29 protein-coding genes are annotated in these 26,225 nt (G+C 35.8%); 22 read left to right on the forward strand and 7 right to left on the reverse strand.

Going from position 1 to position 26,225, the window contains the following annotated elements:
• Positions 1–17: 17 nt before the first annotated feature.
• Complete coding sequence (locus P176_RS20385; protein WP_156033006.1) at positions 18–158, forward strand: FeoB-associated Cys-rich membrane protein; 141 nt, start codon at positions 18–20, stop codon at positions 156–158.
• A gap of 11 nt (positions 159–169) precedes the next feature.
• Here P176_RS20385 and P176_RS19195 read toward each other — a convergent pair whose 3' ends face one another.
• The gene (locus P176_RS19195; protein ID WP_051605442.1) at positions 170–994 is read right to left on the reverse strand and encodes a DUF6503 family protein; all 825 of its coding nucleotides are present in this window, start codon (positions 992–994) and stop codon (positions 170–172) included.
• 176 nt (positions 995–1,170) lie between these two features.
• Here P176_RS19195 and P176_RS0109260 point away from each other — a divergent pair, with 176 nt between their 5' ends.
• The 8 genes from P176_RS0109260 (at position 1,171) to P176_RS0109295 (ending at position 9,647) form a co-directional block, all read left to right on the forward strand.
• Positions 1,171–1,827 (forward strand): metal-dependent transcriptional regulator, encoded by a 657-nt coding sequence (locus P176_RS0109260; protein ID WP_026754445.1) that lies wholly within the window; start codon positions 1,171–1,173, stop codon positions 1,825–1,827.
• Complete coding sequence (locus P176_RS0109265) at positions 1,817–2,695, forward strand: transporter (RefSeq protein WP_081820697.1); 879 nt, start codon at positions 1,817–1,819, stop codon at positions 2,693–2,695. Before P176_RS0109260 ends, P176_RS0109265 begins: the two co-directional genes overlap by 11 nt.
• Positions 2,696–2,766: 71 nt before the next feature.
• Positions 2,767–3,675, forward strand: coding sequence for a metal ABC transporter solute-binding protein, Zn/Mn family (locus P176_RS0109270; protein WP_026754447.1), 909 nt, complete (start codon positions 2,767–2,769; stop codon positions 3,673–3,675).
• Positions 3,676–3,710: 35 nt separating this feature from the next.
• Positions 3,711–4,445 (forward strand): metal ABC transporter ATP-binding protein, encoded by a 735-nt coding sequence (locus P176_RS0109275; RefSeq protein ID WP_026754448.1) that lies wholly within the window; start codon positions 3,711–3,713, stop codon positions 4,443–4,445.
• Positions 4,446–4,526: 81 nt separating this feature from the next.
• A complete protein-coding gene (locus P176_RS0109280; RefSeq protein WP_026754449.1) occupies positions 4,527–6,140 on the forward strand; it encodes a DUF3843 family protein in 1,614 nt (537 codons plus the stop codon).
• Between the two features lie 101 nt (positions 6,141–6,241).
• Complete coding sequence (locus tag P176_RS0109285) at positions 6,242–7,369, forward strand: metal ABC transporter permease (RefSeq protein ID WP_026754450.1); 1,128 nt, start codon at positions 6,242–6,244, stop codon at positions 7,367–7,369.
• A complete protein-coding gene (locus tag P176_RS0109290; RefSeq protein WP_026754451.1) occupies positions 7,362–8,522 on the forward strand; it encodes a metal ABC transporter permease in 1,161 nt (386 codons plus the stop codon). The genes P176_RS0109285 and P176_RS0109290 overlap by 8 nt, the downstream gene beginning before the upstream one ends.
• Before the next feature lie 201 nt (positions 8,523–8,723).
• Positions 8,724–9,647, forward strand: a complete 924-nt coding sequence (locus P176_RS0109295; RefSeq protein ID WP_026754452.1) for a restriction endonuclease — start codon at positions 8,724–8,726, stop codon at positions 9,645–9,647.
• Between the two features lie 38 nt (positions 9,648–9,685).
• On the opposite strand, the gene P176_RS0109300 is transcribed toward P176_RS0109295, so the two are convergent.
• On the reverse strand, positions 9,686–10,657 hold the full coding sequence (locus tag P176_RS0109300; protein ID WP_026754453.1) for an IS110 family transposase: 972 nt from the start codon (positions 10,655–10,657) through the stop codon (positions 9,686–9,688).
• 343 nt (positions 10,658–11,000) lie between these two features.
• On the opposite strand from P176_RS0109300, the gene P176_RS0109305 reads away from it, so the two are divergent.
• From P176_RS0109305 to P176_RS0109345, 8 genes are all read left to right on the forward strand, one after another.
• Positions 11,001–11,582: a hypothetical protein gene (locus tag P176_RS0109305; protein WP_026754454.1), complete on the forward strand. Its 582-nt coding sequence runs from the start codon at positions 11,001–11,003 to the stop codon at positions 11,580–11,582.
• A 153-nt stretch (positions 11,583–11,735) separates the two neighbouring features.
• Positions 11,736–13,301, forward strand: a complete 1,566-nt coding sequence (locus P176_RS0109310; protein ID WP_026754455.1) for a TlpA disulfide reductase family protein — start codon at positions 11,736–11,738, stop codon at positions 13,299–13,301.
• 152 nt (positions 13,302–13,453) lie between these two features.
• Positions 13,454–13,714 (forward strand): hypothetical protein, encoded by a 261-nt coding sequence (locus P176_RS0109315; RefSeq protein WP_026754456.1) that lies wholly within the window; start codon positions 13,454–13,456, stop codon positions 13,712–13,714.
• Positions 13,715–13,783: 69 nt separating this feature from the next.
• Positions 13,784–14,476, forward strand: a complete 693-nt coding sequence (locus P176_RS0109320; protein ID WP_026754457.1) for a hypothetical protein — start codon at positions 13,784–13,786, stop codon at positions 14,474–14,476.
• A gap of 21 nt (positions 14,477–14,497) precedes the next feature.
• Entirely contained in the window at positions 14,498–14,965 is a 468-nt protein-coding gene (locus P176_RS0109325; protein ID WP_026754458.1) for a type II secretion system protein GspG, read from the forward strand.
• A gap of 47 nt (positions 14,966–15,012) precedes the next feature.
• The gene (locus P176_RS19200; protein WP_051605443.1) at positions 15,013–15,888 is read left to right on the forward strand and encodes an aldose 1-epimerase family protein; all 876 of its coding nucleotides are present in this window, start codon (positions 15,013–15,015) and stop codon (positions 15,886–15,888) included.
• Between the two features lie 111 nt (positions 15,889–15,999).
• Positions 16,000–16,521, forward strand: a complete 522-nt coding sequence (locus P176_RS0109340; RefSeq protein ID WP_026754459.1) for a YgcG family protein — start codon at positions 16,000–16,002, stop codon at positions 16,519–16,521.
• 43 nt (positions 16,522–16,564) lie between these two features.
• A complete protein-coding gene (locus P176_RS0109345; protein WP_026754460.1) occupies positions 16,565–16,777 on the forward strand; it encodes a hypothetical protein in 213 nt (70 codons plus the stop codon).
• 243 nt (positions 16,778–17,020) lie between these two features.
• Here the strand turns inward: P176_RS0109345 and P176_RS0109350 are convergent, their stop codons facing one another.
• Entirely contained in the window at positions 17,021–17,800 is a 780-nt protein-coding gene (locus tag P176_RS0109350; RefSeq protein ID WP_026754461.1) for a TerB family tellurite resistance protein, read from the reverse strand.
• 241 nt (positions 17,801–18,041) lie between these two features.
• Between P176_RS0109350 and P176_RS0109355 the strand changes: the two genes are divergently transcribed.
• From P176_RS0109355 to P176_RS0109370, 4 genes are all read left to right on the forward strand, one after another.
• A complete protein-coding gene (locus P176_RS0109355) occupies positions 18,042–18,452 on the forward strand; it encodes a BrxA/BrxB family bacilliredoxin (RefSeq protein ID WP_026754462.1) in 411 nt (136 codons plus the stop codon).
• Positions 18,453–18,559: 107 nt separating this feature from the next.
• Positions 18,560–19,297, forward strand: a complete 738-nt coding sequence (locus P176_RS0109360) for a 1-acyl-sn-glycerol-3-phosphate acyltransferase (protein ID WP_026754463.1) — start codon at positions 18,560–18,562, stop codon at positions 19,295–19,297.
• A gap of 30 nt (positions 19,298–19,327) precedes the next feature.
• Positions 19,328–20,317 carry an acyl-ACP desaturase gene (locus P176_RS0109365; RefSeq protein WP_026754464.1) on the forward strand — a complete coding sequence of 330 codons (990 nt, stop codon included), beginning with the start codon at positions 19,328–19,330 and terminating at the stop codon, positions 20,315–20,317.
• Between the two features lie 44 nt (positions 20,318–20,361).
• The gene (locus P176_RS0109370; protein ID WP_026754465.1) at positions 20,362–21,024 is read left to right on the forward strand and encodes an HD domain-containing protein; all 663 of its coding nucleotides are present in this window, start codon (positions 20,362–20,364) and stop codon (positions 21,022–21,024) included.
• A gap of 40 nt (positions 21,025–21,064) precedes the next feature.
• Here the strand turns inward: P176_RS0109370 and P176_RS0109375 are convergent, their stop codons facing one another.
• The 4 genes from P176_RS0109375 to P176_RS0109390 all read right to left on the reverse strand — a co-directional run bounded on the left by P176_RS0109375 (position 21,065) and on the right by P176_RS0109390 (position 25,390).
• Positions 21,065–21,931 carry a TraB/GumN family protein gene (locus P176_RS0109375; protein WP_037348872.1) on the reverse strand — a complete coding sequence of 289 codons (867 nt, stop codon included), beginning with the start codon at positions 21,929–21,931 and terminating at the stop codon, positions 21,065–21,067.
• Between the two features lie 125 nt (positions 21,932–22,056).
• Positions 22,057–22,464, reverse strand: a complete 408-nt coding sequence (locus P176_RS0109380; RefSeq protein ID WP_156033008.1) for a hypothetical protein — start codon at positions 22,462–22,464, stop codon at positions 22,057–22,059.
• Between the two features lie 217 nt (positions 22,465–22,681).
• Entirely contained in the window at positions 22,682–24,409 is a 1,728-nt protein-coding gene (locus P176_RS0109385) for a helix-turn-helix domain-containing protein (protein WP_026754468.1), read from the reverse strand.
• Between the two features lie 105 nt (positions 24,410–24,514).
• Positions 24,515–25,390, reverse strand: coding sequence for an AraC family transcriptional regulator (locus tag P176_RS0109390; protein ID WP_026754469.1), 876 nt, complete (start codon positions 25,388–25,390; stop codon positions 24,515–24,517).
• A 200-nt stretch (positions 25,391–25,590) separates the two neighbouring features.
• Between P176_RS0109390 and P176_RS0109395 the strand changes: the two genes are divergently transcribed.
• Entirely contained in the window at positions 25,591–26,166 is a 576-nt protein-coding gene (locus tag P176_RS0109395) for a hypothetical protein (RefSeq protein WP_051605444.1), read from the forward strand.
• Positions 26,167–26,225: the final 59 nt, after the last annotated feature.

A 26,225-nucleotide genomic window follows, 5' to 3' on the forward strand; every position in this document is an offset into this window, starting at 1 on the left:
ATAAAAAAAAATTCAAAATGAACACTTTACTGCAGAACATATTTGTTTTTATAGCATTGGCATTTGCACTTACTTTTTTAGTACGCAAGTTCATCTGGAAACCTAAAAAAGCAGATGCTAAAGGCTGTGGTAGTGGTGATGATTGCGGCTGTCACTAAATCACTTCAATCTATTTCTCTATAAAACCATCAGGTGCTGAAAAAGTATGTTCAGTAGTCTCTACAAATTTAACGTTGGCGAGTTTGGCATGACCAATCGTATCGCCTAATCCAGAGTTTTTTGTCCATTCATAGAAAGTCCATGCCATTGGGATGGGTACGTTATCTATTGCAACATAGTTGGTATAGCCTATGGCGTGCGGACTCGCTTCTGCTTCTTCAATCGTTTTATTGGCGGTAACAATATAGCCCAAATAGGCAATCTCATGGGTTTCAGGATTAGAATAGACCTCGTACCAATCATCTGGCGCATCGCCAGTCTCTGGTTTAAAGCTTAGTTTTTGCTGTAGGTAGGTGTTTCCATTCATTTGGGTGGTTTCTGGTTGAGACCAAACCGTCCCCGGATCGCTCATTTTGGTAGGAAATAATAAAAAATACATCCACGTATAGGCATCAAATCTAGCGCCGTTGGGATTTTTTAAATCTGGAGAATGATACACGGTATCACCATCAAAATAGATAGCCGTTCCATCGGTAAGTTCTAATTTTCCTTTGGTAGAATTGGTTAATAAGGTCATTGTCCCGTCTAAACGTTCCTTTCCTCCAAACTGGATCTTAAGATCAAATAGAATGGCATCTTTGGATAAAAATTCCGTTTTGTGATGCGTCTTTTCCATCTGTTCCACCGGTGATAATGTTACCGATGCTGTTGGTGCATCTTTTGTTGGCTCTGGAGTATTGGTTTTATTGTTGTCTTTGCAACCTAAAACTAAAACTAAAACTAAAACAAATACGCTAAGGCTTAAAAAAAGATGTTTGAGTGGCTGTGTGTTCATACCTAAGGTCTAATGGGTTGGATTAATTCTGTACATTAAGACGGCATTCTCAGGTAAACTTACAAAATATCTCACACCAAGAGTTAACTTCCTGTGAGATATGAAAATCCTCAATTATTTTAGTTACATTTGAAAAATATTTAAGCATACTTAAAAATTAATTCAAGCCTAAAGAAATGTCTGTAGCTATTGAAAATTTTGTAAAGGCCATTTATAAAAATGACAAGCATGATGTTGATGATACTAAGCCTGGTAATATCGCCAAGAAACTAGGCATTTCTAATGCAGCTGCTACCGATATGGCCAAGAAATTGGCAACAAAAGATTTGCTCCACTATCAAAAGTATCGAGCGCTGCAACTTACTGAAAAAGGTACAAAAATGGCTCTAAATGTGGTGCGTAAGCATCGCCTTTGGGAAGCCTTTTTGTTTAAGATGTTTGATATGTCTCTTCATGAGATACACCATGAAGCCGAGTTGTTGGAGCATCAGACATCTGATTTATTGGCCGAAAAAATAAGCACCTATTTGGGCCATCCCAAATTTGATCCGCACGGTGATCCCATTCCCAATGCTAAAGGCGATATCACGACGATAGATACCTCGATCTCGCTTTCCGAAGCAACCGAAGGAAAAACCTATATCATTTCAAGATTGATGAGTGATGATAAAGAGTTTTTTGACTTCTGTTCTCAAAATGGCATCAAGTACCGCAATAGCATTTCGATTACCAAGCAATTTAGCGGTAGTAAAATGACCCAAATCAATACAGGTTCTCATACGATTGTGTTAAATGGGGATTTTACAAAAATTATTTATGTAGATGAAAAATAATAGAGCTAGAGCCTGCAAAGATTATTTCTATCCAGTATCATTATTTACTGTTTTCAAGAAACCGCTTTCTAAAAAAGTGCTTGGTTCTTTGTTATTGATATTGCCTGGTTATTTTGCATTTGCCCAAGATGTCAATGCAGACGATAATTTAACATCCCCACTTATTACAGACAGACCAGATGTCACAGAATCTCCATCTACAGTTGCTGCGGGAATTTTACAAGTTGAGACAGGCGCACTTTACGAAAGTTATAAACAAGATGTTGTAAAACAGGAGGCCTTTACTTTTAACACTACGCTATTGCGTTTAGGAATCTCAGAAAATCTAGAGCTTCGCTTGGGATGGGATTTTGTGGAAGGTCAATCTCGCATTAACGGAAATAAACTAGATGATGTGAGCAGTGGATTCAATCCATTATTAGTAGGGGCCAAGATTAATATTGTAAAAGAAAAAGGATTACTTCCAGAAATAGGAGCCTTGGTTCACTTGCATTTGCCTTTTACTGCAAGTCGAGATTATAAACCAGAGACTACAGGTGTTGATTTTATATTTTCTTTTGCCCATACCCTCAACAAAAAATCCAATCTTTCCTATAATCTAGGTGCGCAATGGCAAAATGATTCGCCAGAAGCTGCTTACACCTATAGTTTGTCTTATGGTTATGCTTTATTGGGAGACCTTGGAATGTATGCGGAAGTTTATGGAAATCTGCCAGAAAATAATAAAGCAAATCATTTGTGGGATGTTGGTATGACATATTTAATTTCAAAAGATGTACAAGTGGATGCAACTGTGGGATCTAGCATTACAGAAGGTCAGGATATGCTATTGAGCGCAGGGGTAAGCTTCCGGTTGCCTGTATGGTAAGCTTGTTTTATATGAGATCAAAAGAGAAATTTTAGTAGATTATGAAAAAACAGTATAAAAATTTTAAAATCATGAAGCACATTTTCTTAATACTGTGTTTGGCAGTGGTTGTTAGTTGTAAGGATAATAAAGCTTCCAATGGTAAGCTCAATATTGTGACCACTACGACCATGATAACCGATTTGGTGGAGAACATTGGTGGTGAGCACATTAATGTACAGGGCTTGATGGGTAGCGGTGTAGATCCGCATTTGTATAAGGCCAGCGAGGGCGACGTCACCAAATTGGTCAATGCAGACATTATATTTTATAATGGGCTTCATCTGGAAGGCAAGCTCGTTGAGGTTTTTGATAAAATGGGCACTAGTGCTAAAACGCCTATTTCATTGGGCGAGTCGTTAGATAAAAGCACACTGATTGGATCAGATTATTTTGCATCTAATTACGATCCGCACGTGTGGTTCAATATTGCCTATTTCAAACAATTTGCACAAAAGGTCACCGCCGTACTGGTAGACAAAGATCCAGAGCATGCCGACGCTTACCGAAGCAACGCCGCGAGTTATCTCGAAAAGCTAGATGGACTTGAAACCGATGTTAAAGCCATTATTGCAACACTTCCGAAGGAGAAACGCATTTTAGTGACGGCGCATGATGCTTTTAATTACTTCGGAAAAGCTTACGACTTTGAAGTTGTTGGATTACAAGGGTTATCTACGGCAACTGAAGCGGGTGTGCAGGATGTGCAGAACATTTCGGCATTTATTATAGAAAAGCAAATCAAGGCCATCTTTGTAGAAAGCTCTGTGCCAAAACGCACCATCGAAGCCTTGCAGGCTGCCGTAAATTCTAAAGGACATGATGTTGAAATTGGAGGCACCTTATATTCTGATGCACTTGGAAATGCGGGTACGGTTGAGGGGACTTATATTGGGATGTTTCGCTATAATGTCAACACCATTGTGAATGCCCTTAAATAACTCATGATAACCATTAAGATGAAAGACCTGATCAAATGAGCAAGATAGCAGTACAAGTAGATGACCTCACGGTAGCTTATAATTATAAGCCAGTGCTTTGGGATATCGATTTGGAGATACCAGAAGGCGTGCTTATGGCCATCGTTGGACCTAATGGCGCCGGAAAATCAACATTAATCAAATCTATTTTAGGAATTTTAAAACCCATTGCTGGGAGCGTGTCTATTTACGGAAAGCCCTACGAAAAGCAGCGTTCTCTCGTAGCCTATGTCCCACAAAAGGGTAGTGTAGATTGGGATTTCCCCACCACCGCATTAGATGTGGTGATGATGGGAACTTACGGCGCTTTAGGCTGGATCAAGCGTCCGCGCCAAAAGGAAAAAAAGGCCGCTTTAGAGGCTCTGGAAAAAGTAGGCATGTTGTCTTTTAAAGGGCGACAAATTAGTCAGCTCTCTGGCGGGCAACAGCAACGTATTTTCTTGGCAAGAGCGCTCGTACAAGATGCTTCCATCTATTTTATGGATGAACCTTTTCAAGGCGTGGATGCTTCTACCGAAATTGCCATTATCAATATTTTAAAAGCCTTAAGAAAAGCTGGAAAAACGGTAATCGTGGTACATCATGACCTTCAAACCGTTCCCGAATATTTTGATTGGGTGACCTTTTTGAACGTAAAAAAAATAGCAACCGGTCCAGTGCGGGATATTTTTAATGATGATAATTTAACTAAGACCTACGGAATAAATTATAAGGTGAGTATTCAGGAATAAAACCAGTGATTAATCATTGTTGGACAGTCTTAACTATTTACCGAGATATAGACAATTACGATTGAAAAAGTATAAAGCTCAGTGAAAAATAAAATTTATATAAAACAATGGTTGGCATTAAAACCACAGAATTATAGTGGCAGTACAGACCTTTACTATCTCAAGATCGCCAACAAAATTAAATCGTCATTGGCCGAAACGGAAGTAATGATGTTATCAAGATTATTAGACGATGATAAGATCAATGACTTATGTTGCTTTTTGACATGCTACTTTGAAGATGTCGTTTCCGAAGTAAATATTTGGGGAGCATTTAAATCTGAATACGCCAAACTATATGATAAAAAGCTTCCATTTTTTGAGATAGATGATGATTATATTGATGAAGAAATCAATTTATTAGATGTGGTTTTTCTCATGTGGTATTATATCAATGCGCTACAGGATCATATGTTTATCAGTCCATTTAATACCATTTTATTTGACATTGCGGCGTCAGTTATGCTGGAGTTTGATGAAGAATATGAATTTGCCCCAGAAAATGGACAACTTAAAAAATGCTATCATTTTGAAGTTAGCAATGATGACAATACGTTTTATGAGACCCGTACCTTTATACAACACGCTTTTTTTGAAGCTTATTTGTTTCAGCCTGATATTAAAAAACGCTTGGATAACTCTGTGTTTAAACTGATAGAAGACAACAAAGGGGGAGATCCAGAGATGGTTATGGGATTTATGAGATCGATTACTGAAGATTATGCTTTTAATCAACATAGTAAACTATTGGCTTTAACGGCTAAAGAATGGTCATGCGCCATTTTAGGAAATTCGACTGAGGAATCGAAGGGTGTTTCTACTTTATCGAAAAAAATTCAAGGTTTGTTCCTGTTTAAGAAACAAGACGAAGCATCGGTCTATTTAGAACATATTGCATCAGGATTACCATTTGAAATGACCAAAAAATCCTTTGATCATGCCAATGAGTTGTCGAAGGATGATATTATTTATATTGGTTTGGTGAATTATAAAAATGAGTGGTGGTTTTCAGGAAATTATATCAAGAAAGGATTTGATGCTGATTTAATATTAGATGAAAGGAATTCTACAACATCAAGAGCTGAGGTCAATTTTTTATCTGATAAAAAAGAGGTTAAGAATGTCTTAGAGCTTCAAAAACAGGCGTTTATAAAATTTAATGACAATGAATTGATTGCGTTTATTACCAGCACAGAAGTAGAAAATTTCGTAAATAATTATATGTCATTTTATAACGACTCCTTACAATTATCTGATGTTGAAATTTCCGAAGCAAATAAAAGAACAAGAGCAGATGGTTATTTTGGCAACAAAAGTGTTTTTGAGAAGTTTGACAAAGACAAAGAAGCTATGATTGTCTTCTTTAATGAAAATCAAGGTATAGAGTTTTACGTAGATGTTATTGGCGCATTTCCAGGTAAGAATAATCCCTTTTTCGAAAAAGAAATAAAAGAAGATGTGCAGCACATTTTAATGAGCGATAATTGCTCAACGGAGTTTGCCAATTATTTGGTAGATAATTACAAGGATAGACTCGAGTACTTTGAGACTGAGCCTTACAAAAGTTATCTAAACGATTTAGATTTTCTTTTAAGGTTCTGGAAACATGGTAATTACCATACTGAGAGTAATGTCGTGATGACTGGAGGTTATTGAGTAGGCAGTATTTAATAGAAAGTAAAATGACGAGACTAAATTGTAAAACAAAATAAAATGAAACGAAGTCGTGAGGGATGTTCCCTCCTTCAAGGAAGTGCATGGATATAAAAGACTACATACAACTCGTTTTTAGTGATTACACTCTACGCACCATTACCCTTGGTACCGCCATTCTTGGCGCAGTCACGGGCATGTTGGGGAGTTTCGCCGTATTGCGAAAACAGAGTTTATTGGGAGATGCCATTTCACATGCCGCATTACCAGGCATTGCCATTGCCTTTTTAATCACGGGGGCAAAAGATAGCAATACCTTGTTGCTCGGCGCGTTGGTGAGTGGGTTGATTGGGACGTTTTGGATTCGTGGCATTATCACCAAGACCCATTTAAAGTCAGATACGGCCTTGGGGTTGATTCTGTCTTTGTTTTTTGGCTTCGGAATGCTCCTGCTCACATTCATACAAAAACAGCCTAATGCCAATCAAGCAGGACTGGACAAGTATTTGTTTGGACAAGCTGCCACTTTGGTAGAAAGTGACGTTTGGTTAATGGCCACTGTCACTGGGTTGTGCTTGGTAGTATTGCTTTTATTTTGGAAGGAATTCAAGATTTTACTCTTTGATAAAGATTATGCCAAAACCTTGGGCTTTAATACCAAAGCGATTGATGTGTTGATTACCACTTTTATTGTTCTAGCCATTGTTTTGGGTTTACAGACTGTTGGCGTGGTATTGATGAGTGCCATGCTTTTGGCACCAGCAGCAGCAGCAAGGCAATGGACCAACAGCTTGTCAACCATGGTGCTTTTGGCTGCCATTTTTGGGGCATTCTCAGGGGTTTTTGGCACAGCTATTAGCGCTAGTCAAAACAACCTGTCTACAGGACCGGTGATTGTGCTGGTGGCAGCGGTATTTGTGTTGGTGTCATTTATTTTTTCACCCAGTCGCGGATTGCTCTTTAAGCAAATACGGTTTTTAAAGAACAGACGTGATTTAGAACTGCATAAAACCCTGGCCTTTATGTACCACATTGCCGAAACTCACGATGATGTAGGCCATCCGCACGAAATTAGGATCTTAAATAACTTTCAGGGATTTGCCCGAAGATCTCTCAAACAATTAGAGGAGAAGGCTTATATCAATCTACAGGGATCGACCTGGAGTCTTACGGAAAAAGGCTTCCAAAAAGCAGCCAACTTATACAACCAACAATCTAAGGCCGATGAATAGCGCACAAATTGAAATACAGTTGATTGCGAGTTTGGTGGCCATCGCTTGTGCCATTCCTGGAACCTTTTTAGTGCTGCGTAAAATGGCCATGATCAGTGATGCCATTAGTCATTCCATTTTACCAGGTATTGTGATTGGATTTTTTATCACCCAAGATTTAAATTCGCCATGGCTTATTTTACTAGCGGCATTCACTGGTGTGATTACCGTGGTGTTGGTGGAGTATATTCAAAAAACAGGCTTGGTTAAAGAAGATACGGCCATTGGATTGGTCTTTCCTGTGCTCTTTAGCATTGGGGTTATTCTTATTGCTAAAAATGCCAATGATGTGCATTTAGACATTGATGCCGTGTTGTTGGGCGAATTGGCCTTTGCCCCTTTTGACCGTTTGTTGATTTCTGGTACAGATGTGGGACCAAAATCCTTATGGATCATTGGCAGCATTCTGTTGATTACCCTGGCTTTATTGTTCGCCTTTTTTAAGGAATTGAAGTTGAGCACCTTTGATAAAGGCTTGGCGGCCTCATTGGGTTTTTCTCCAGTAATCATTCATTACGGATTAATGACGGTAGCCTCTGTTACCACCGTTGGGGCTTTTGATGCCGTAGGTGCCATTTTGGTGGTTGCTTTAATGATTGCACCTGCCGCCGCGGCTTACCTATTGACTACCGACTTACGTAAAATGCTCCTGCTCTCTGTTGTTTTTGGAGTGTTTAGTGCCATCTCTGGCTATTGGGTAGCCCATGTGTTAGATGCCTCAATTGCGGGTTCTATTAGCACCATGCTGGGCTTACTCTTTTTAATGGTCTATCTGTTTGCGCCTAGTAAAGGCGTGATTGCGGTACTGTATCGCGAAAAACAACAACGTACCGAAGTCTCCTTATTGACCTTTTTACTGCATCTTAAAAATCATGAAGACGAGAACGAACGTCATGTCAACCACCTACGAGAGCACATCAATTGGCAAAAGGTACGCGCCAAGACCGTCTTAAATTTGGCGCTTAAAAACAACATGATTGTCATTGACCAAAATATTGTGTCATTGACCCCAAAGGGAGATGAATTTACGACTCAGGCCATTGATTATATCATGACCAATGAAGATGCTCAAATTGAAGATATGAAAGATGACTTCTTTCTGTTTCGGGGTTAAGGTTATAATCTGCCGTTCTTGAATTCTAGTAAATAACAGTTCTTATATATAGAGACTTGTTGTAAAGGGGTGAGATTATATAAAATTCAAAAGTAACTGTTCAAAACATTCGAAAACTTCATGGTTTTGATCTGAAAGCTAATGACTTAAAAATATATATTTGTTGGTATATAACTAGTTAGCAAACATTTCAATGAAAATATGAAGTTAGATGGAAAATCACTCGAAAGAGCGACCGAATTAATAGAAACACATATTTTAAACCATATACAAAAAAGTGAAATTGGTGAAATCAAAGTTGAGAACAATAAAATTATTTTTTTCGATGGAGTACGAAATGAAATTGATGTTCATATAACAATTGATTTAAAAATAGGAACAACTCTCATTTATATATTTGAATGTAAAAATTATTCATCAAAAAAAGTAGACAAAAATGACATAATAATCTTTGAAGAAAAAATAAAATTATTTAACGCTCAAAAAGGTTATTTCGTAGCAAAAAAATACACAAAAGATTCTGTTAATAGAGCATCCCAAAATGAGAAGATTAAACTATTAGAATTAGATAATGAGAATAGTAGAATTTTTGACAAGGATTATTTCATTCAAATCCAAAGCGCCTACATTGAAAACTGTAATATTAATATTGAAGTATTTCCAGCAATTCCATTTGAAAAAGAATTTGAATTTCTACCTATTGAAATACCTGACAGAAAATCTCTTTCTGTACACGATTTAGTTTTGGAAAAGCTTCAATTAGGTGAGGTAAGAGCTACCAAATATAGAACATTAGAAGATTTACGAAATCAAATCGAAATAAATACAGAATTTGAGAAAGTTGAAACGCTTCATAGAGATAGTGAAAATTGGCAATTTATGATAACGGTGAACAGACCTGTTTTAAACAAAATAGAATATATTGAAATTAGATTCAAAGTTAATGTAGATTATGTTTTTGAAATTCCTCAAATAATATTTGAATATAATATAAAAGAAAAAGGTCATTATGCTAAAATAAGAATACGTGGACTTTTTAAAAATCAATATTCTACTATGGAAGTAACAAAAAATGAATTAACTAATGAAATTCATTTCCATAATATTGAGACAGAACAACGTTAGCTAACAAAGTACTGTGGTAAAAAACAAGTAAAATTCCATTAATTTCTCACTAGCTTACTCTTATATTCTTGATCAAATATCAAACCTGATTTAGCTATAGCAAATGCTTGTTTCAACAGCTTATTGCATACCGCTATTAGCGCAAGTTTTTTGCTCTTTCCCTTAGCGACGATTCGCTCATATAAATCACGACAAGCTTTATTGTATTGACAAGCGTTAAAACTGCACATAAATAATAAATTTCTAAGTTTCTGGTTTCCTATTTTACTTATTCGTGGCCTCCCTTTTACACTGCTTCCACTTTGCCGTATCACTGGCGTTAAACCTGCGTAACTGCATAACTCACCTGCACTTGTAAAACGATCAAATCCACCTGTTAAAACCACTAGCGTAATGGCTGTTTTAGGACCTATACCAGGTATGGTTTTTAATCGCGTTAACAAATCTTGATGAACCTCTTTTACCAAAACTAATAACTTGTCCTCTAATAGTTTTATCTCTCTCTGGAGCTGTCTTAAACTACGTTTTAAAGACGTCAACACGACCTTACTAGGATTGCCCAATACAGACTCACCATGTAATTTGTTTTTAAGCATAGTGCTCTGTTTTGTATAAACAGAAAGAGCTCTATTGATTTGAAGACATTCTATTTCATTCTTAGAGTTGCCTTTCCAAAGCTTTAAGTCCACCTGCTCTGCATAAGAACAAATAAGTTTTGAATCGCTCTTGTCGGTCTTAATTTTTGATAAGCCCATCTGAATAAAACGTTTAACAGATAATGGATTCTCTACAGATACTTTTATACCTGATTCTAATAAATGGTACGCTAACTGATAATGATAATAACCCGTAGCTTCCATTACACAATGACTAGTGTTATTTAAGAGTTTTGTAAACTTCTCAAAGCCCAATCCATTGTTTCTAAACTGATAATAATTACCATCAGAATCTGTAACATCGAATACTAACGCACTAATGTCAATACCAAAATATTTAATATCTTTATTCATAAGAAAATGTTTTTTGAAAGGACAATCTACGCGAGTTTCAACGACTTGAAAGCGAGGTCTAAAAGCCTCATAGAACTGTACGAAATCTGTGTAGAAAAGAGAGGGGGTTTTCAATGTTGACGAGATCTAGGTCTCTGCGTGTATATTAACCTTATTCCTCTCTTTTGTCTTTTCTGTTTTATACTTAAATTTAGTGAATTGTAAACTTAAGCCGTGTATAATTAATGGCTAGTTCTCGCCTACTTACGAAAATCCTCGCGGATTTTCTATTCAGTTTTTATTTGCTAAATTAGGTGCTTAAACACGCCACTAATCATACACAATTACGTTGTGTGCCTTTAAGATGACGAATAAAACAGAAGCCATACAAATCACAGAATTCTTTCTTAAAAAGGATGAAATTTACGAAAAATACGTAGTTGATTTTTCCAATATTTTGGAACGAGAATCTCTTTGGTATATTCCATTTAAAAAAATTATTCCAGATCCAAATAATTTATTAGTTGGAGCCTATAATGGAATATTAGTGGACAAAGAATCGTCCGACTTTCTTCAACCTGGAAGCGCATTGAGTCTTGAGGAATGGATATATGGATTCGAAATTGGAATCAGAGGCGGACGATATGACCTGATAATTGAAAAAGTAATCGATTATATAACAACTTTAGAAATCTTGGAAAAAATCGGACTTGACTATGTTGAAATAGAAATTGAAAATGGAACTGAATGGAAAATTCCGAAAAACTTTAAGCGAAAAGAAATAAAAAAACGGCTGGACAAATTGCCTTGTAAGTTTAAAAATCAAGCGTTTACTTATTCAATTAATGAATTCAAAAAGATAAGAAACGAACGAATATTCGAGTATAGTCTTAAGAAAACAGAAAATACAGATTCTTCAATAATTGGAGAATTGATAAGAAAATAAAATAACGTACTACAACAATGGCTATAAGTAATTGCTTGTTCTCGCCTACTTCTGAAAATCCTATCGGATTTTCAGTTTAGCGCGTACTTGCAAAGTTAAGTGCTAAACCACGCAACTACTAATAGCCGAGACCGTTGGCAACAAGCTAAATAAATGAAATTCGAACTAACAATCTACTTTTTTCTATTCATAACATTATTATTTTCCTGTAAGGAAGAACACAACACTATAGAATCCAAAGTTGAAAAGCCAGATAAAATTGTTCTGATTTCAATAAATGCACCAGCAAAATATACTCATTTCATAAAACAGGACAGCGTAGGAAAAAAAATTAAGGATAGTTTAGGGCCTAAAGCATTTTGGAATAATAATGGTTTTACATATTTGGATTATATGAAAAATGAACAAACTTGGTTGCCCAAGCCAAATGTTCATGACACTATTGTAATTGAATGTTATTCAGAATATTTAGAATTATCTACAAACAACTTTTTCACCTCTATAAAAGAAACATTTTTAGTAAAAAACGGCGACACTGTTGTTTTTAAATATAACCATGATATTCCCAAAGCAGAGATAACAAATAGAACTGTAAATGATATAGAACTAAATTATAATAATTACAGACTTAAAAAATTATTCAACAACAAGTACACAAGTCATTATTTAGTTTTTGGAAATCTTTTTCTAAACGACGACTTTAAAAATCACGAACAAAATTCAATTATTTACTATAATAAAGCAAAGAGTGATTTTGTTCGAGAAACACAATTATTAGATTCTTTATTAAGATCAAACAGCATTACAGAGACAAATTACAACTACCGAAAAGATGCTTTGATTATGTTAATGGAAAAGCATAAAAAACTCAAGACTATTAAAAAGTGGTTAGAACAAAACAAATCTTTAAGAGATAAAGAAACCATTGAACAACTTTTCAGTTTTGATTTAGATAAAACAGACTCTTTAATGAAATTTTCATTTTTTAGAGATTATTTAAACAATATTTCAGAATACGGTTTGGAATTTATAGAGGAAAACAATGGAAGTTCAGGGGGATTTTACATAGATTCAAGAATTCGTTTTGACTCTATTTTGAAAGATAAACGATTTAATCAAGTTGCTAAAAATTATCTACTTTTCAATGCCTATGACGGAATTGGTGAAAATTTCAGAATCAGAGACAAAGAAAAATATTTTAAAAAACTACAGGAGAACACGACAGACAGAGAGCAACTCGACAAATTGCAGAAAGACTATAAATTAGATTTCAGCAAGTCTGACAAACTGATTTTAACCAACTTGAAAAATGATACAATTACTTTTTCTAATGTTTTGAAAAACAACAAAGGAAAATGGCTTTATGTTGATTTTTGGGCGAGTTGGTGCAAACCTTGTCGAGAGACAATGCCAGAATCTAACAAGCTCAAAAAGGAATTAAAAAATGAAAATATTGAGTTTATATACTTGGCTCTAAATGATAGAAAAGAAAATTGGGAAAAGGCAATAAAAACCGATAGTCTTACAAAAAGTCAAAACTATTTTATAGAAAACGGAAATGTTTCTAAAGTTGTTGAAGATTTAGGAATTAAAACAATACCTCATTTTTTAATTTATAATCCAAATGGAGAATTAATAAATGGCTTTGCAAATCGACCAGGAAAAGGAGCATATGACCAATTGAGAAAATTAATCACGGAAAATAAAGCCAGTGGCTAACACCTTATTCAATTTATTGCTAGTTCTCCACTACTTACGAAAATTCTAGTTGATATTTTTTAGGTTTATACCTAACGAACGGCAGGTATGGCGAATTCTAAGCTTAATTCAAAGTTTAAAACATGAGCTTTAAGATTGAATCCAATTGCAAAATGCAAGAACTAAAAGAGTTTTTAATTAATTTTATTTGGGATGGAGATAATTTAATCGAGTTTGAAAGATGGTTATATGAACAAGACTCAATTGCATTTGAAAAGCTAATTGGAGAAATTAATTATCTTGAGCTCATATCATTTAATTACAAAAATAAGACCATAGAAGAAGTCAAAAAATTTATTAAAACAATATTACCAGAAAATTTAATCGTGAAGTTTGAAAATGACTTTTTGAAAAACAGACTATTGAACGAGTAAAGCCAAGAGTCAATGCTAAATATAATTGACTACTAATTCTAGTTTACTTAATAAAAACAGAACTAAAGCATGAACAAAATATTTTTTATTGTTTTATTTTTAATTAGTTACACGATCTATTCTCAAAATTCAGAAGAAGCGAACCAAATAAAGGTCATGCTGATGAATTGCTATGAAGGAAGTGAAATGGATGAAACTAAAATTGACTTTTCTGATTACTTTGCTGTTTATGAAAGAAAAAGATTTTTAACGACAAATTTTTATATTGAAAAATACAATTCTGATAGTATCGTTCAACCAAAGTTTCTAATTAAAGGATTGAATTCAATAAAGGACTCTACCAATGGAAGATGGGTTGACCGGAAACTGTATCCTGGAGAAACTATCATTTTTTCTGTTATACATTCAGAGAATGAAGAAAATAGCAGAAGTTATTCGATTTACGTAAAAGGAAAATTAATAGAAACTGAAAATAGTGAGTTCCCTTACTTTAAGAAAATAAAAGATTATGAATTAAGAGTTGCTTCTGGAAAGACTAATGAAAGTATTATAAAAATGAACGTTTCTTCCTTTCCATCTGGAGGTTTTGAGGGTGGGATTTATCTGTATTGGGTTGGAGATTTAAATGGAGATAATCGACTTGATATGTTGGTTGGGACTTCAACGCATTATGCTGGAATTGAGTTAATCCTCTATTTGTCTGACAAAACCGACAAAGCATTATTTGTAAAACATAAAGTTGGGAGTTGTTCTTCATGCTAAATTAAGATACTTAAATCGCAAATGACAGAATTTTTAGCATCGCTTTTAGCAGAATTTGGTTTGATTTATGAAGATGTGAAACATCGCAAGCGCATCCAGCAAAAGGAGAAGGAAGATGGTAGAAAAAGACCGTTGCAGTTGATTTTATTACAACCGAGCGTCATTATATTAATTGTTGTTTTTGTGCTCGTAAGTTTGGTTGTATTCCTATTTTACGTTTACCAAAGCCGTTATATATTTCCTGAAAAGACCCGTGCAGAAATGATAGAAATGAGTGCAAGACTTGAAAATTGGCATGAAAACACAGGTCATTATCCCAGTAATTTAAATGAACTTATAGGAAATAGCCCTGTGAGACAAGAATGGCGTAAAGACGCTTGGAAACGACCTTATAAGTATATCATAAACCATAACGGACAAGGGTTTGAAATTACGTCTTCTGGTGCTGACGGTACATTTGGAACAAAAGATGATATTAAATCAAAATAGAAACTCCTTTTTTCGTTAGTTTGTCGTACTAATTCAACCTCCAACACATGTTACACACTATAGAAAACGATCATCTCATTTGTAGCATTAGCTCTAATGGTGCAGAGATTCGCTCTTTAAAACACAAGAGCACAGGAACAGAATACATTTGGCAAATAGACAACGAAGTGTGGGGTAGCAGCGCTCCCGTTTTATTCCCGGCCATTGGAAAAATAAAAGACGATAAAGTCCTCCATAAAGGTAAAGCGTATCTCATGCCCAAACATGGTATTATTAGATATAATGATGCGCTGCATTTTGAACAACAAAGCGCATCTCAATGTACCTTTACACTGGTAAGTTCTGAGGAGACCTTGGCACAATATCCCTATACATTTTTGTTTACGGTAGCGTTTGAGCTCACAGAACAGCGACTTCTAATGACCTATCATATAGAGAACAAAGACAGCGAACCGATGCCTTTTGCTTGTGGAGGACACACGGCTTACGCTTGCCCACTTGATCAACATACCGCGCTATCAGATTATGTGATTGAATTTCCTAAAAGCATAGACCTCAAGGCCGACACTCTTGGCGCCTCGGGCTTACTATCACATCATAAAAGTGATATTGAAAGTAAAAATGGCGTACTTCCTTTATCTAACACCTTGTTTAACGACGATGCATTGATTTTTTCAAACATCGATTACAATTGGGTGAGACTCCGCAAAAAGGAAGATAAAAAGGGCGTGGTGGTTCGGTTTAAAGACTATCCGCATTTGGCCTTATGGTCTAAACCTGCTGCCGATTATGTATGTATCGAACCTTGGTTGGGGCTTCCAGATAAAGAGGACGAGTCTATAGAAATGACTCAAAAGACAACTTTAAAAACGATTGCTCCCCATAGCTCATTTTCAATCGCTATAGAAACCGAAATTGAATGATATAAAAGTCATATCTTACAAGTCCGTTTTTAGAGGGGATGCTACCGTGCTCAAGCACTTTGGTATTTTAGAAATGGGCGCTTTAGTTCAGCCTCAAGTAAATTATACACTATGACATTCAAAACGATTATCGTTTCTCTTTTTCTTGCCTTTAGTGTTTTGGCAAGTCAAGACATTACCGCTCAAACCATACAGGCAGAGACTTCGGTTCCCACAGCACCAAAATTCCCAAAACCCATTGGTACTGTAAATGATTTTGAGCACGTTTTTGCACCTAGTCAAATAAAACAGTTGGAGACCATTATTGCCGATTTCGAGAAGCGAACTAGCAATGAGATTGCAATCATCACGGTAAATTCAATTGCCCCATATGATACCATGGCAGAATTTGCCACCAATTTATCTAATGCTTGGGGTGTGGGTAAAGCCAATCAAGATAATGGGCTTACCATTATACTCAGTAGGTCGTTGCGAGAATTTCGAATTTCAACAGGCGAGGGTGCCGAAAAGATATTAACCTATGAGATTTGTAAAGCAATTATTGATAATACCATCTTTCCCGAGTTTAAGACCGGAAACTATTATCTCGGTATTTTAAACGGATTAGAAGCTTTAATAAAGAAGTGGGAGTAATTTCATATCTTAAGCAAAGCACTAATTATTATATTTTTAAATCATGAAAACACTAATTTTTACCATCAGGATCTTGACAGCTACATTTTTTTTGACTTTGGGTTGTTTTTCTATTTTAATGTTTCCGTTTTTAATAGGAAGTAAAGATCCAGAGACTGCGACAATTGGCTATGGTTATTTAGCCTTATTGCTGACCTCTACGTCTATAGTATACCTGCTTTTACGGAAAGAATTTTCTAAGAAAAGCGTACTTTGAGTGCAATGATGAAATGAAAATTTATAAAATTTATTATAGATTTTGTTTCAGCATGTTGATTCCTTCCATCCAAGATATGTCAGACTTATAAAACCGAATGGAGGTTGGTATATTTCTATCCGATTTATCTCCTAGAGATATATTCATGGTGAAACGAGCATTAATTATAAAAACAAGGGAACAGTAGCGTCGAACATCAAAATATTTTCAGGATTTATTTAGCTCCTACCATTATATAAAAAATCAAAACCCACGCTCCTTTTGCAGTTGCTCGTATGCCAATTGCACTTGTTTAAACTTTTCTTCAGCACCCTCTTGGTGTTCTTTGCCCAGATGCATCACACGGTCTGGATGGTATTTTTTCGCCATTTTACGGTACGCGGCCTTAATTTCACTAACATCTGCGTCTTTTGTGATTTCCAAAATTTTATAAGCATTTTCGCTACTGTTATAAAACATGGCTTTGATGCTGTCATAGTCTCTAGAGCTAATGCCTAAATAGCCAGAGATCATAAAAATCTGGGAGACCTCGCTGTCGGTCACCATGCCGTCTGCTTTTGCAATTCCGAAGAGAAAATGAAGCAATTGTAATCTTGAGGCATGATCCATCATCTGTTTGATTTGCAAACAAACTTGACGGGTTGGGATCTGTTGTTTATTGATGTTTTTAAACAATTTAAAAGCGTGATTGGCCCGCTCTTTTCCGTACATGCTTAAAAACTGTTGGCGTACAAAATCCAGTTCGCGCTGGTCTTGTTTCCCATCGGCCTTGATCACGACAGAGGCTAAGATCAAAAGGCTAACTTCAAAATCTCCAGATTGGGTTTGGGGTCTCCGTTGAGCTTGGCTTCTTGATGTACCTGGCCTGCTATAAGGCTGTTTTGGTCGCCCATCTCCTAATAAAAAACCCCCATTATCTGTGGCATTATCAATTAAACTCCCTAAGGCTAAACCAATAATAGCGCCTATTGGGCCACCAAAGGACCAACCGAGCGCTCCACCTACCCATTTTGCAAAACTCATATATTCTATGTCTTATTTAAATTCAAAGATACTATTTGTTGGTCGAACATGATGCGGTTTTGTTACGCAACCCCTGTTTCATTTTTTATTGTATTTGGTAGCTGTATTTGGTTTTCTTCGGAAATTTTAAGTATTCAAAACTTGAATGGTAGTATTGTGAGTACCAACGGCAAATTTACGCTCGTCGACTAATTTTCCTTATCTTTGGCATTCAAATAATAATCTAAAAATAGAACAAGATATGTACCCAGCAGAATTAGTAAAACCAATGCGCGAGGATTTGACCAATGTCGGTTTTAATGAATTGCACACGCCTGAAGACGTAAAATCTGCGTTAGCAAAAGAAGGAACAACTTTAGTGGTTGTAAATTCAGTTTGTGGTTGTGCTGCAGCCAATGCGCGCCCAGGTGCTAGAATGAGCTTACAAAACACCAAACGTCCAGATCATTTGGTAACCGTATTTGCGGGAGTTGATAAAGAAGCAGTAGACGAGGCTAGAGGGCATATGGTGCCTTTTCCTCCAAGCTCACCAAGTATGGCCTTATTTAAAGACGGAGAATTGGTGCACATGTTAGAGCGTCACCACATTGAAGGTCGCCCAGCAGAGCTTATTGCAGAGAACTTAATGGACGCTTATAACGACCATTGCTAAGATTTTTAGACGCGCTTTAAAAGGCCTTCTAAATTTTATAACTCATAAGAACCACGATTTTATCGTGGTTTTTTTGTGGGATGTTCTCAAAAAATTAATTTTACAGTATGGAAAAACTCTTGGCATATCCCTTAACCGTTTTATACTTCATTGTATTTGGTTTGACCTTAATCGTTTTTCATCCGCTACAGTGGTTTTGTTTTAATGTGTTGGGCTATCAGGCCCATAAAAAAAGTGTAGATGCCTTACAGTTTAGTTTAATGCGTTGTTTAAACGTTTTGGGGACCCGATTCTCTTGGAATAACCCCTACGATATCACTACCGATAAGCCTTTACTTATTGTTTCTAACCACCAAAGCATGTATGATATTTCGCCCATTATGTGGTACATGCGCAAGCATCACGTAAAATTTGTGGCTAAAAAAGAATTGGGTAAGGGCATCCCGAGTGTGTCTTATAACCTGCGACATGGCGGCTCTGTGTTGATTGATCGGGATAAGCCGAGACAAGCTTTTCCGGCCATGATGGCATTTGCAGAGTATATTGAAAACACAAAACGGGCTGCGGTTATTTTTCCTGAAGGAACCCGCAGCAAAGACGGCGTACCAAAGCCATTTAGAACGCGCGGACTCGAAATCATGATGAAAAAAACACCTTCGGCATTGATTGTTCCCGTAACGGTGAATAACTCTTGGAAAATGTTAAAGTATGGTAAATTCCCAATGGGGATCGGCAATCACATGACTTTTACGGTACATAAGCCCTTAGAAATTGCTACCTTTACAGATAAGCAGGCGCTTATTCAGCAAGTAGAACAGACCATTATTGAAGCGATTGAACATTAAAAGCGCTACATTTTATAAAATCTTAAAATCATGTCTTTAAAAAATATACGACTAGAAGTGATGCAACATCTTGAAAAGGATGTCGATCAACTTATCGAAAAATACTTGATTCCAGCAGACAGCATTTGGCAGCCTACCGATTTTTTACCCAATTCTGAAAAAGAAAGCTTTTACGATGAGGTACGAGAAATACGGGAACTATCAAAAGAGCTGCCTTATGATTTTTGGGTTGTTTTAGTAGGAGATATGATTACCGAAGAAGCCTTACCAACCTATGAATCTTGGTTGATGGATGTTGAAGGTGTAGGACAAACAGAACGCAACAGCTGGTCAAAATGGGTGCGTCATTGGACGGCAGAAGAAAATCGTCACGGCGATGTGCTTAATAAGTATTTGTATTTATCTGGCCGTGTCAATATGCGTGAGATTGAAAAAACAACACAGCATCTCATTTCAGATGGCTTTGATATTGGGACCGATCGCGATCCTTATAAAAACTTTGTTTATACCAGCTTTCAGGAGTTGGCCACCTATATTTCACACAACCGAGTAGCAAAAATAGCTAAGGAAAAAGGCAACCGACAATTGTCAAAAATGTGTAAAATAATTTCAGGAGATGAAATGCGTCACCATCATGCTTATTCTGAATTTGTGGAGCGCATCTTCGCTGTAGATCCCAACCAGATGATGTTGGCATTTCAGTACATGATGAAGCAAAAAATAGCAATGCCAGCCCATTTCCTAAGAGAATCTGGAGGAAAGATTAGCACTGCTTTTGAAGAGTTTTCAAATACAGCACAGCGCATTGGCGTATATACTTCTGCAGATTATGTTGATATTCTTCAAAAACTGATTGATCGTTGGGAGATTGGTAACATGACTCAACTATCTGATGAAGCTGAAAAAGCACGGGATTATCTTATGAAGTTGCCGTCAAGAATGACGCGTTTGGCTGAGCGCATGAAGGTTCCAGAAAACTCGTATGAGTTCAAATGGGTACAACCTGCTGCTTTAAAATAAAGATCACTTTTTTGATATTAATCAGACTCCAAGATTAAAACCTTATGAGCACATCTGTTCTTGAAGATCATATTGCAAAAACGATAAGTTTTGTAAAGAAAGAACTTTACCAGGCCGAAGGTGGTCATGATTGGTTTCATGTAGAGCGGGTGTACAAAAACGCAATGCATATCGCAGAGAAAGAGTCTGTAAACCTAACGGTTGTTGCTCTTGGTGCTTTATTGCATGATATTGCCGATAGTAAATTTCATGATGGAGATGAAACCGTGGGACCAGCAAAAGCAAGAACGTTTTTGTTTGAACAAAATGTCGATTCGGCCATTATTGAGGATGTCGTTAAAATCATAGAACACGTGTCTTTTAAAGGAGGAAATGAGAATGAGGTATTTTCTTCGGAAGAATTAAAGGTGGTTCAAGATGCCGATCGGCTAGATGCTATTGGCGCCATTGGGATTGCACGGACCTTTAATTATGGAGGCTTTAAAAACCGAAAGTTATTTGATCCCGCTATAAAACCTGTTTTAGATATGGATAAAGCAGCTTACAAAGCATCTACAGCACCCACAATCAATCACTTCTACGAAAAGCTTTTGTTGTTGAAAGAACGCATGCATACTAAAACGGGACGTAAGATTGCAGAACAGCGCCATCAGTTTATGCTCGAGTTTCTGGATCAGTTTTATGCAGAGTGGGATGGAAGGAAATAAAAAAGCCCCAATATTATTGGAGCTTTGTAAAACAGTGTAGTTAGTCAAATACAGGAGTTACCGTGTATCCTGCTTTTTTTAATAGATTTATGACTCCTTGATCACCACCTAAATGTCCTGCGCCAACCCCATAAAAAACGGAATGTGCTTTTGAGAATTTTGTGATTTTAGGAATCCATTCATGGTTTCTGTCATCGAGTATTTTTTTCATCATTGCAACATCATGATCCATAAACACGTCCATATAATCGTATAGGGTGTCAATATCCTCAGCAGTGTAAAGTTCTGCCATTTTAGAATAGATGTTCTTAGTCTCTTCAGGATTTGCAATCATTTCTATAAGGTCGTCTATTTGCGTTTCATAAGATTCAGAATCAAAAACTGCAACTTGTGATGCATAGGTTTCTAAACCTTCGATTTCTTTTTTTGAAGCTTTTGCCATTTTCATCAGAGTCATTTCAAAACTAGCCATTGGTTCGTCTGAGGAGACCATTAATATTACAGACATTAATAAGAGCGGCTTTGCGTTATTGTACGCGGTCATACCAGTCCCTGTTTTCTCTTTTAAGTACTTGTCAAGTAATTCATATTCACTATCGTCCATAAAAGACTTTAATTGCTTTCCATTTTTTAAATACGAATTGGCCATGACGTCTTGAGTGAATTGTGGATCGGCCACATCAATTTCTAAAACAATTTGTTCAGACGCTTCAAAGGCGTCTTTGACCTTGTCTTTTAAATTGAATTTATTTTGAGGTATAATGTGCATGGTACCGAAAACATAAGAGGTTTTAATACCATTGCCTTCAATTTTCCAAAGATTTGAATGGCTTTGTTCTTGTGCGCAGACCGCTGTCATGATCAAGCTCATAGCTAGAGCTGTGACATATTTTGTAATTGTGTTCATTGTGATTGTGTTTTAAGATTAAAATATAATTTCTTGAATGAGATAAATTGCAGCTCCCGTTACGAGACCTATGGCAAATTGGATGGCTCTTATTTTTTGGCTTAATTCATGTCTTTTTTTCATAATTATTGAATTTTTCCGTCTCTAATATTTAGGGTTTCTTGCTTGTCATTTGAAATAAAATCTAGCGTAATCAAATTGTAGTCAGACACGCCCTCTTTTTGAAGTAATTGGGCTATGCGATTCCCTTCTTCTTTTAAATTGTTATACTCACAGTTAGTAAGTGTGAAATCTACTTTTTCGGTAGAAAACCCTTCTGATTTGCTAAACTGAATACCAGTAGCATGTATGCCTTTTTCTATCGTATCGCAGTTGCAGTTGTTTTCTAGAATCGTTTGAATTTTGACAGTATCATCTTTATTGGACTGTATAGTTTGAACTGCTGTTCTTCCAACAACTTCTCCCCCTTTGAAAATTAAGATACCGAGTACGATACCGATAACGAATACTAATGAGATTTTTTTTGTTTTCATAATTATATGGTTTAAATGATTCATGTTTCTGAAATCAAATTACCATCATAAAAAGTCGATAAACAAGGTTAGTATCCCCATCTTTAGAAAAACAGGGAGGTTTTTGTGTAGTGTATTAAATTGATATACAGTTTGTTGAATATAGAATAAATCTACCTTTGTTCAGAACGCTTAGGCAAACCTATTTTTATAAATTTAGGGCTAAAACAGAGTTTTTTTAGGCTAATTGGTTCAACTGCTTAATATAGAAAGATGGGTTTAAGCCAGTATTTTGTTTGAAATATTTAGTAAAGGAATCGGCACTTTTATAACCTAACTCTTCAGCAATGGATTGAATAGAAAATGAGCGGAAACGGGTGTCATTTTCTAAACGTACAATAGCGTAATTGATACGAAGATCATTAATATAGGTGTTGAAGTTTTTCTCAAAATGGGAGTTGACTACTTTGGATAAATAGGAAGTATTGGTTTTGATTTTTTTGGCAACGTTATAGGCATTACATTCTTGTTTTAAAAAATAACGTTGGGACTCTAATTTTTGTAATCCCTCAAGAATTTGCTGTGTCACCTCATTGCTAACATCATTAATTGTAATTGGCTGTTTAGAATCACTTTTGGTATCTATTACCTTGACTGCCGCATCTGCTTTAGCAACTTTAATTTTCTGCAATAATTCTTGAAATTTCAGTTCGTCTTTCTTCTTATTTTGATAAAATTTAAGGAGTAAAAAGAGTAAAATCAAAATGGTTATAGATGCGCCTAAAGCAATGAATATCACATAGCTTTGCTGCTTATTCTTTTCAGATTTTATAGTGCTCAGTTCTTTTTTAAAATCGTCAACTTCTTTTTGTTTAAAAGCTGTTACGACTGTATCTTGTATCTTATTGAATTCATCGATGCTATAGATGTACTTTTCAAAATAGAAATTAGATTTCTCTATATTCCCAGTGTGCTTATATGCTTTAGCCAATAGTTTGTAATGGTCGTCCATAAAGCCTTCTTCAGTTACCGTTACCTTGTAATCATCTGAACCTTTTTGAAGTATATTAACCGCTTTATCGTATTGTTTTAAGCCTAAGAATGCTTTTCCGTACAAACCAGATATGACCAAGCTATCTCCTTTTTTTAGAGGAGCACAGTAGCTTTTTGCTTCATTTAAATCTTTTAATGCCTCCGAGTATTTTTGTTTTAAGATGTTGATCTCAGCTTTTTGTTGATAGATATAACGCATCATGCAGCTATCTCTGATTTTTTCAGTTAAGTGTTTTGCACGTGCATTGTAAATTTTTGCAGAATCTGCTTTTTCTGAGTTTATATAGGAAACTCCAATAAAATAAAGAGATTGTAATTCTAAAGACTCTAAGGTTTCTTTAGATAAATCTGTGTCATCGATATTGGTGTCTTTCAATAATTTTAGAGCTTCCTTTTGAAATTTAAGAGCAGATTGAACATTACCCGTCACTGCTTTTAAATAGCCTAACTGAGTCAAAATAGCATGCTGAAATTGGATGTCATCTCGATTTTTTGCGAGATCATAAGCACTGTAATATAAATCTGTTGACTTGCTCCAAACGCCCTGATAAAAATAAGCATTGCCTTGAAGATAGAAAGATTGCATCAATTCTTTATCTAGATTATTCTTGTCTGCTAAATCTAAGAGTTTTTGATATTTATCATCAAAGCTATCAAATCGTCGAGACCAAATAGCGACTTGAACATAATTGTCAAGTCCGTTGAATTCTTCTTTTTGATTCTTCTCTTTCCGAGCTTTCTCTATGTAATAGGTTGAGAGCTTTTCTGCCACCTCCTGATTTGTCTTTATTTGAGAAAAAATGGATTCAGAAAGTTCCTTATAAGATTTCTCCTTTAAAGAGTCGATGCTTGATTGAGCCGATAATTGGAGACTACATATGACTATGATAAAAAAGAAAATAAAAATCCTCATAAAAAACAGGTAGATGGGTGTGTTTCAAATATAGTAATTAATGCAACTACCAAATCTGTTTTTAGGGGGAGCTACTTTATGACTCTAAATTGTAAAGCCCCTAAATTAGGTCGCATACATCGTTATCATTTCTCCTCGGTACTTTGAGGCGCTTTTACCAGTAAACTCTTTGAACAATTTATTGAAATGTGAAAAGTTGTTGAATCCACATTCAAAAGCCACATCGGTAATACTCATTTGACTTTCAGAGAGTAGTTTTGTAGCGTGAACCACCCGATATTGATTTACTAATTTGGTAAAGGTCTTCCCAGTAGATTTTTTAAAATATCGGCAAAATGCAGGAACCGTCATGCTTACTTTGTCTGCAATTTCATCTAAGGAAATATGATTTTTAAAATTCTCGTTGATATGTTTGTAGACAATATCAATTTTATTGCTGTCCTGTGTTTCGGTCTCAAAGACAAATTCATCCGCATTTAAGATCTCATAATCTTCAGCCTCAGCTAATTTATGCAATATTTTGATCAAGAGCATGACGCGTTCAAACCCTTTAACGTCATTTAGCTTTTGAATTTTCTTACCTATTTTACGTTTCGTATCTGGTTTAAATAGAATGCCATTTTTTGCGCGCTCAAATAGTTGGCTAATCCCTGCCATTTCAGGAACATCAAAAAAGTAAGCGCCTAAAAAATCAGGCTTAAACTGTACTAGTACTTCAGAGCCATGTTGGGTAAGCCGATCTGTAAATCCATTATGCGGTAAGTTGGATCCTAAAAGTAATAATTGGCTATTGTTAAAATAGGACAGATGATTACCGATATGGCGTTTCCCTGCGCCCTTATCTACATAGACTAGTTCAATCTCTGGGTGAAAATGCCAAAAAGGTCTGGTGTCTGTGTTTTCAGAAGTACTCTTTTTTACAAACACAGAGTTCCCAAACTCAGGATTGATTTTCTCTAATGTGGGTTTTCTTTGATTCATAATGGCTTTGTAGAGGTCAAATTTACTGTATTACGATTTGTAAATATACACAAAATTCACTTAAAACTATGCTGGTTTACCTTTTACAATTATTTAACATTGATTTAATGGATAATTTAGCAAACAAATGTGGCAAATCTGTTGTTTTCTATGCCTGCATAGTACTTTATCTTTGACGTATTAATCATTAAAACCCAAAAATGATGAAAGCACTAAAACACATGTTAGTCGTAGTAAGTATGTTAACGTTAGTAACAGGCTACTCCAATGAAATTAAAAACGAGTCTACAAAAGATATTACAACAGTTAGGTTCGTAAACGCTAAGAAAGGACATCAAATCCTAATTAAAAATGAGGAAGGTTCCGTAATTCACAAAGAGACGGTTGAGAGAAACGGTAGTTACTCGCAAAAATTTGATCTTACCAACTTAAGTGACGGTTTTTATACCATTGAGCTCAACAAGGATTTCGAAATCATTGTAAAGCCATTTAAAATTGCTTCTAAAGAAGTTATCTTTTTGAATGCAGAGCAAACAACCGTTTTTAAACCGGTAGTTAGAGCAGAGAAAACCAAAGTGATGATTTCTCAATTAGCCTTAAACGATAAGCCTCTTAAGATTGAACTTTATTATAATGATGAGCTTATTCATAAAGACACATTAAAAGATGGTATCATCTTAAAACGCGTTTATGCACTTTCAAATAAGAGAAAAGGAACGTATTCTATTAGAATGACCTCTGGAGACCGCGTATTTGTAGAAAGATTTACGATCTAAGTTTGAAAAAGAAAGATTAAAGTTGAAAACGTCCTCATTGAGGACGTTTTTTTTTGCTC

The sequence above is a fragment of the Sediminibacter sp. Hel_I_10 genome, from assembly GCF_000688335.1.
In the GTDB taxonomy this organism is placed as follows: domain Bacteria; phylum Bacteroidota; class Bacteroidia; order Flavobacteriales; family Flavobacteriaceae; genus Psychroserpens.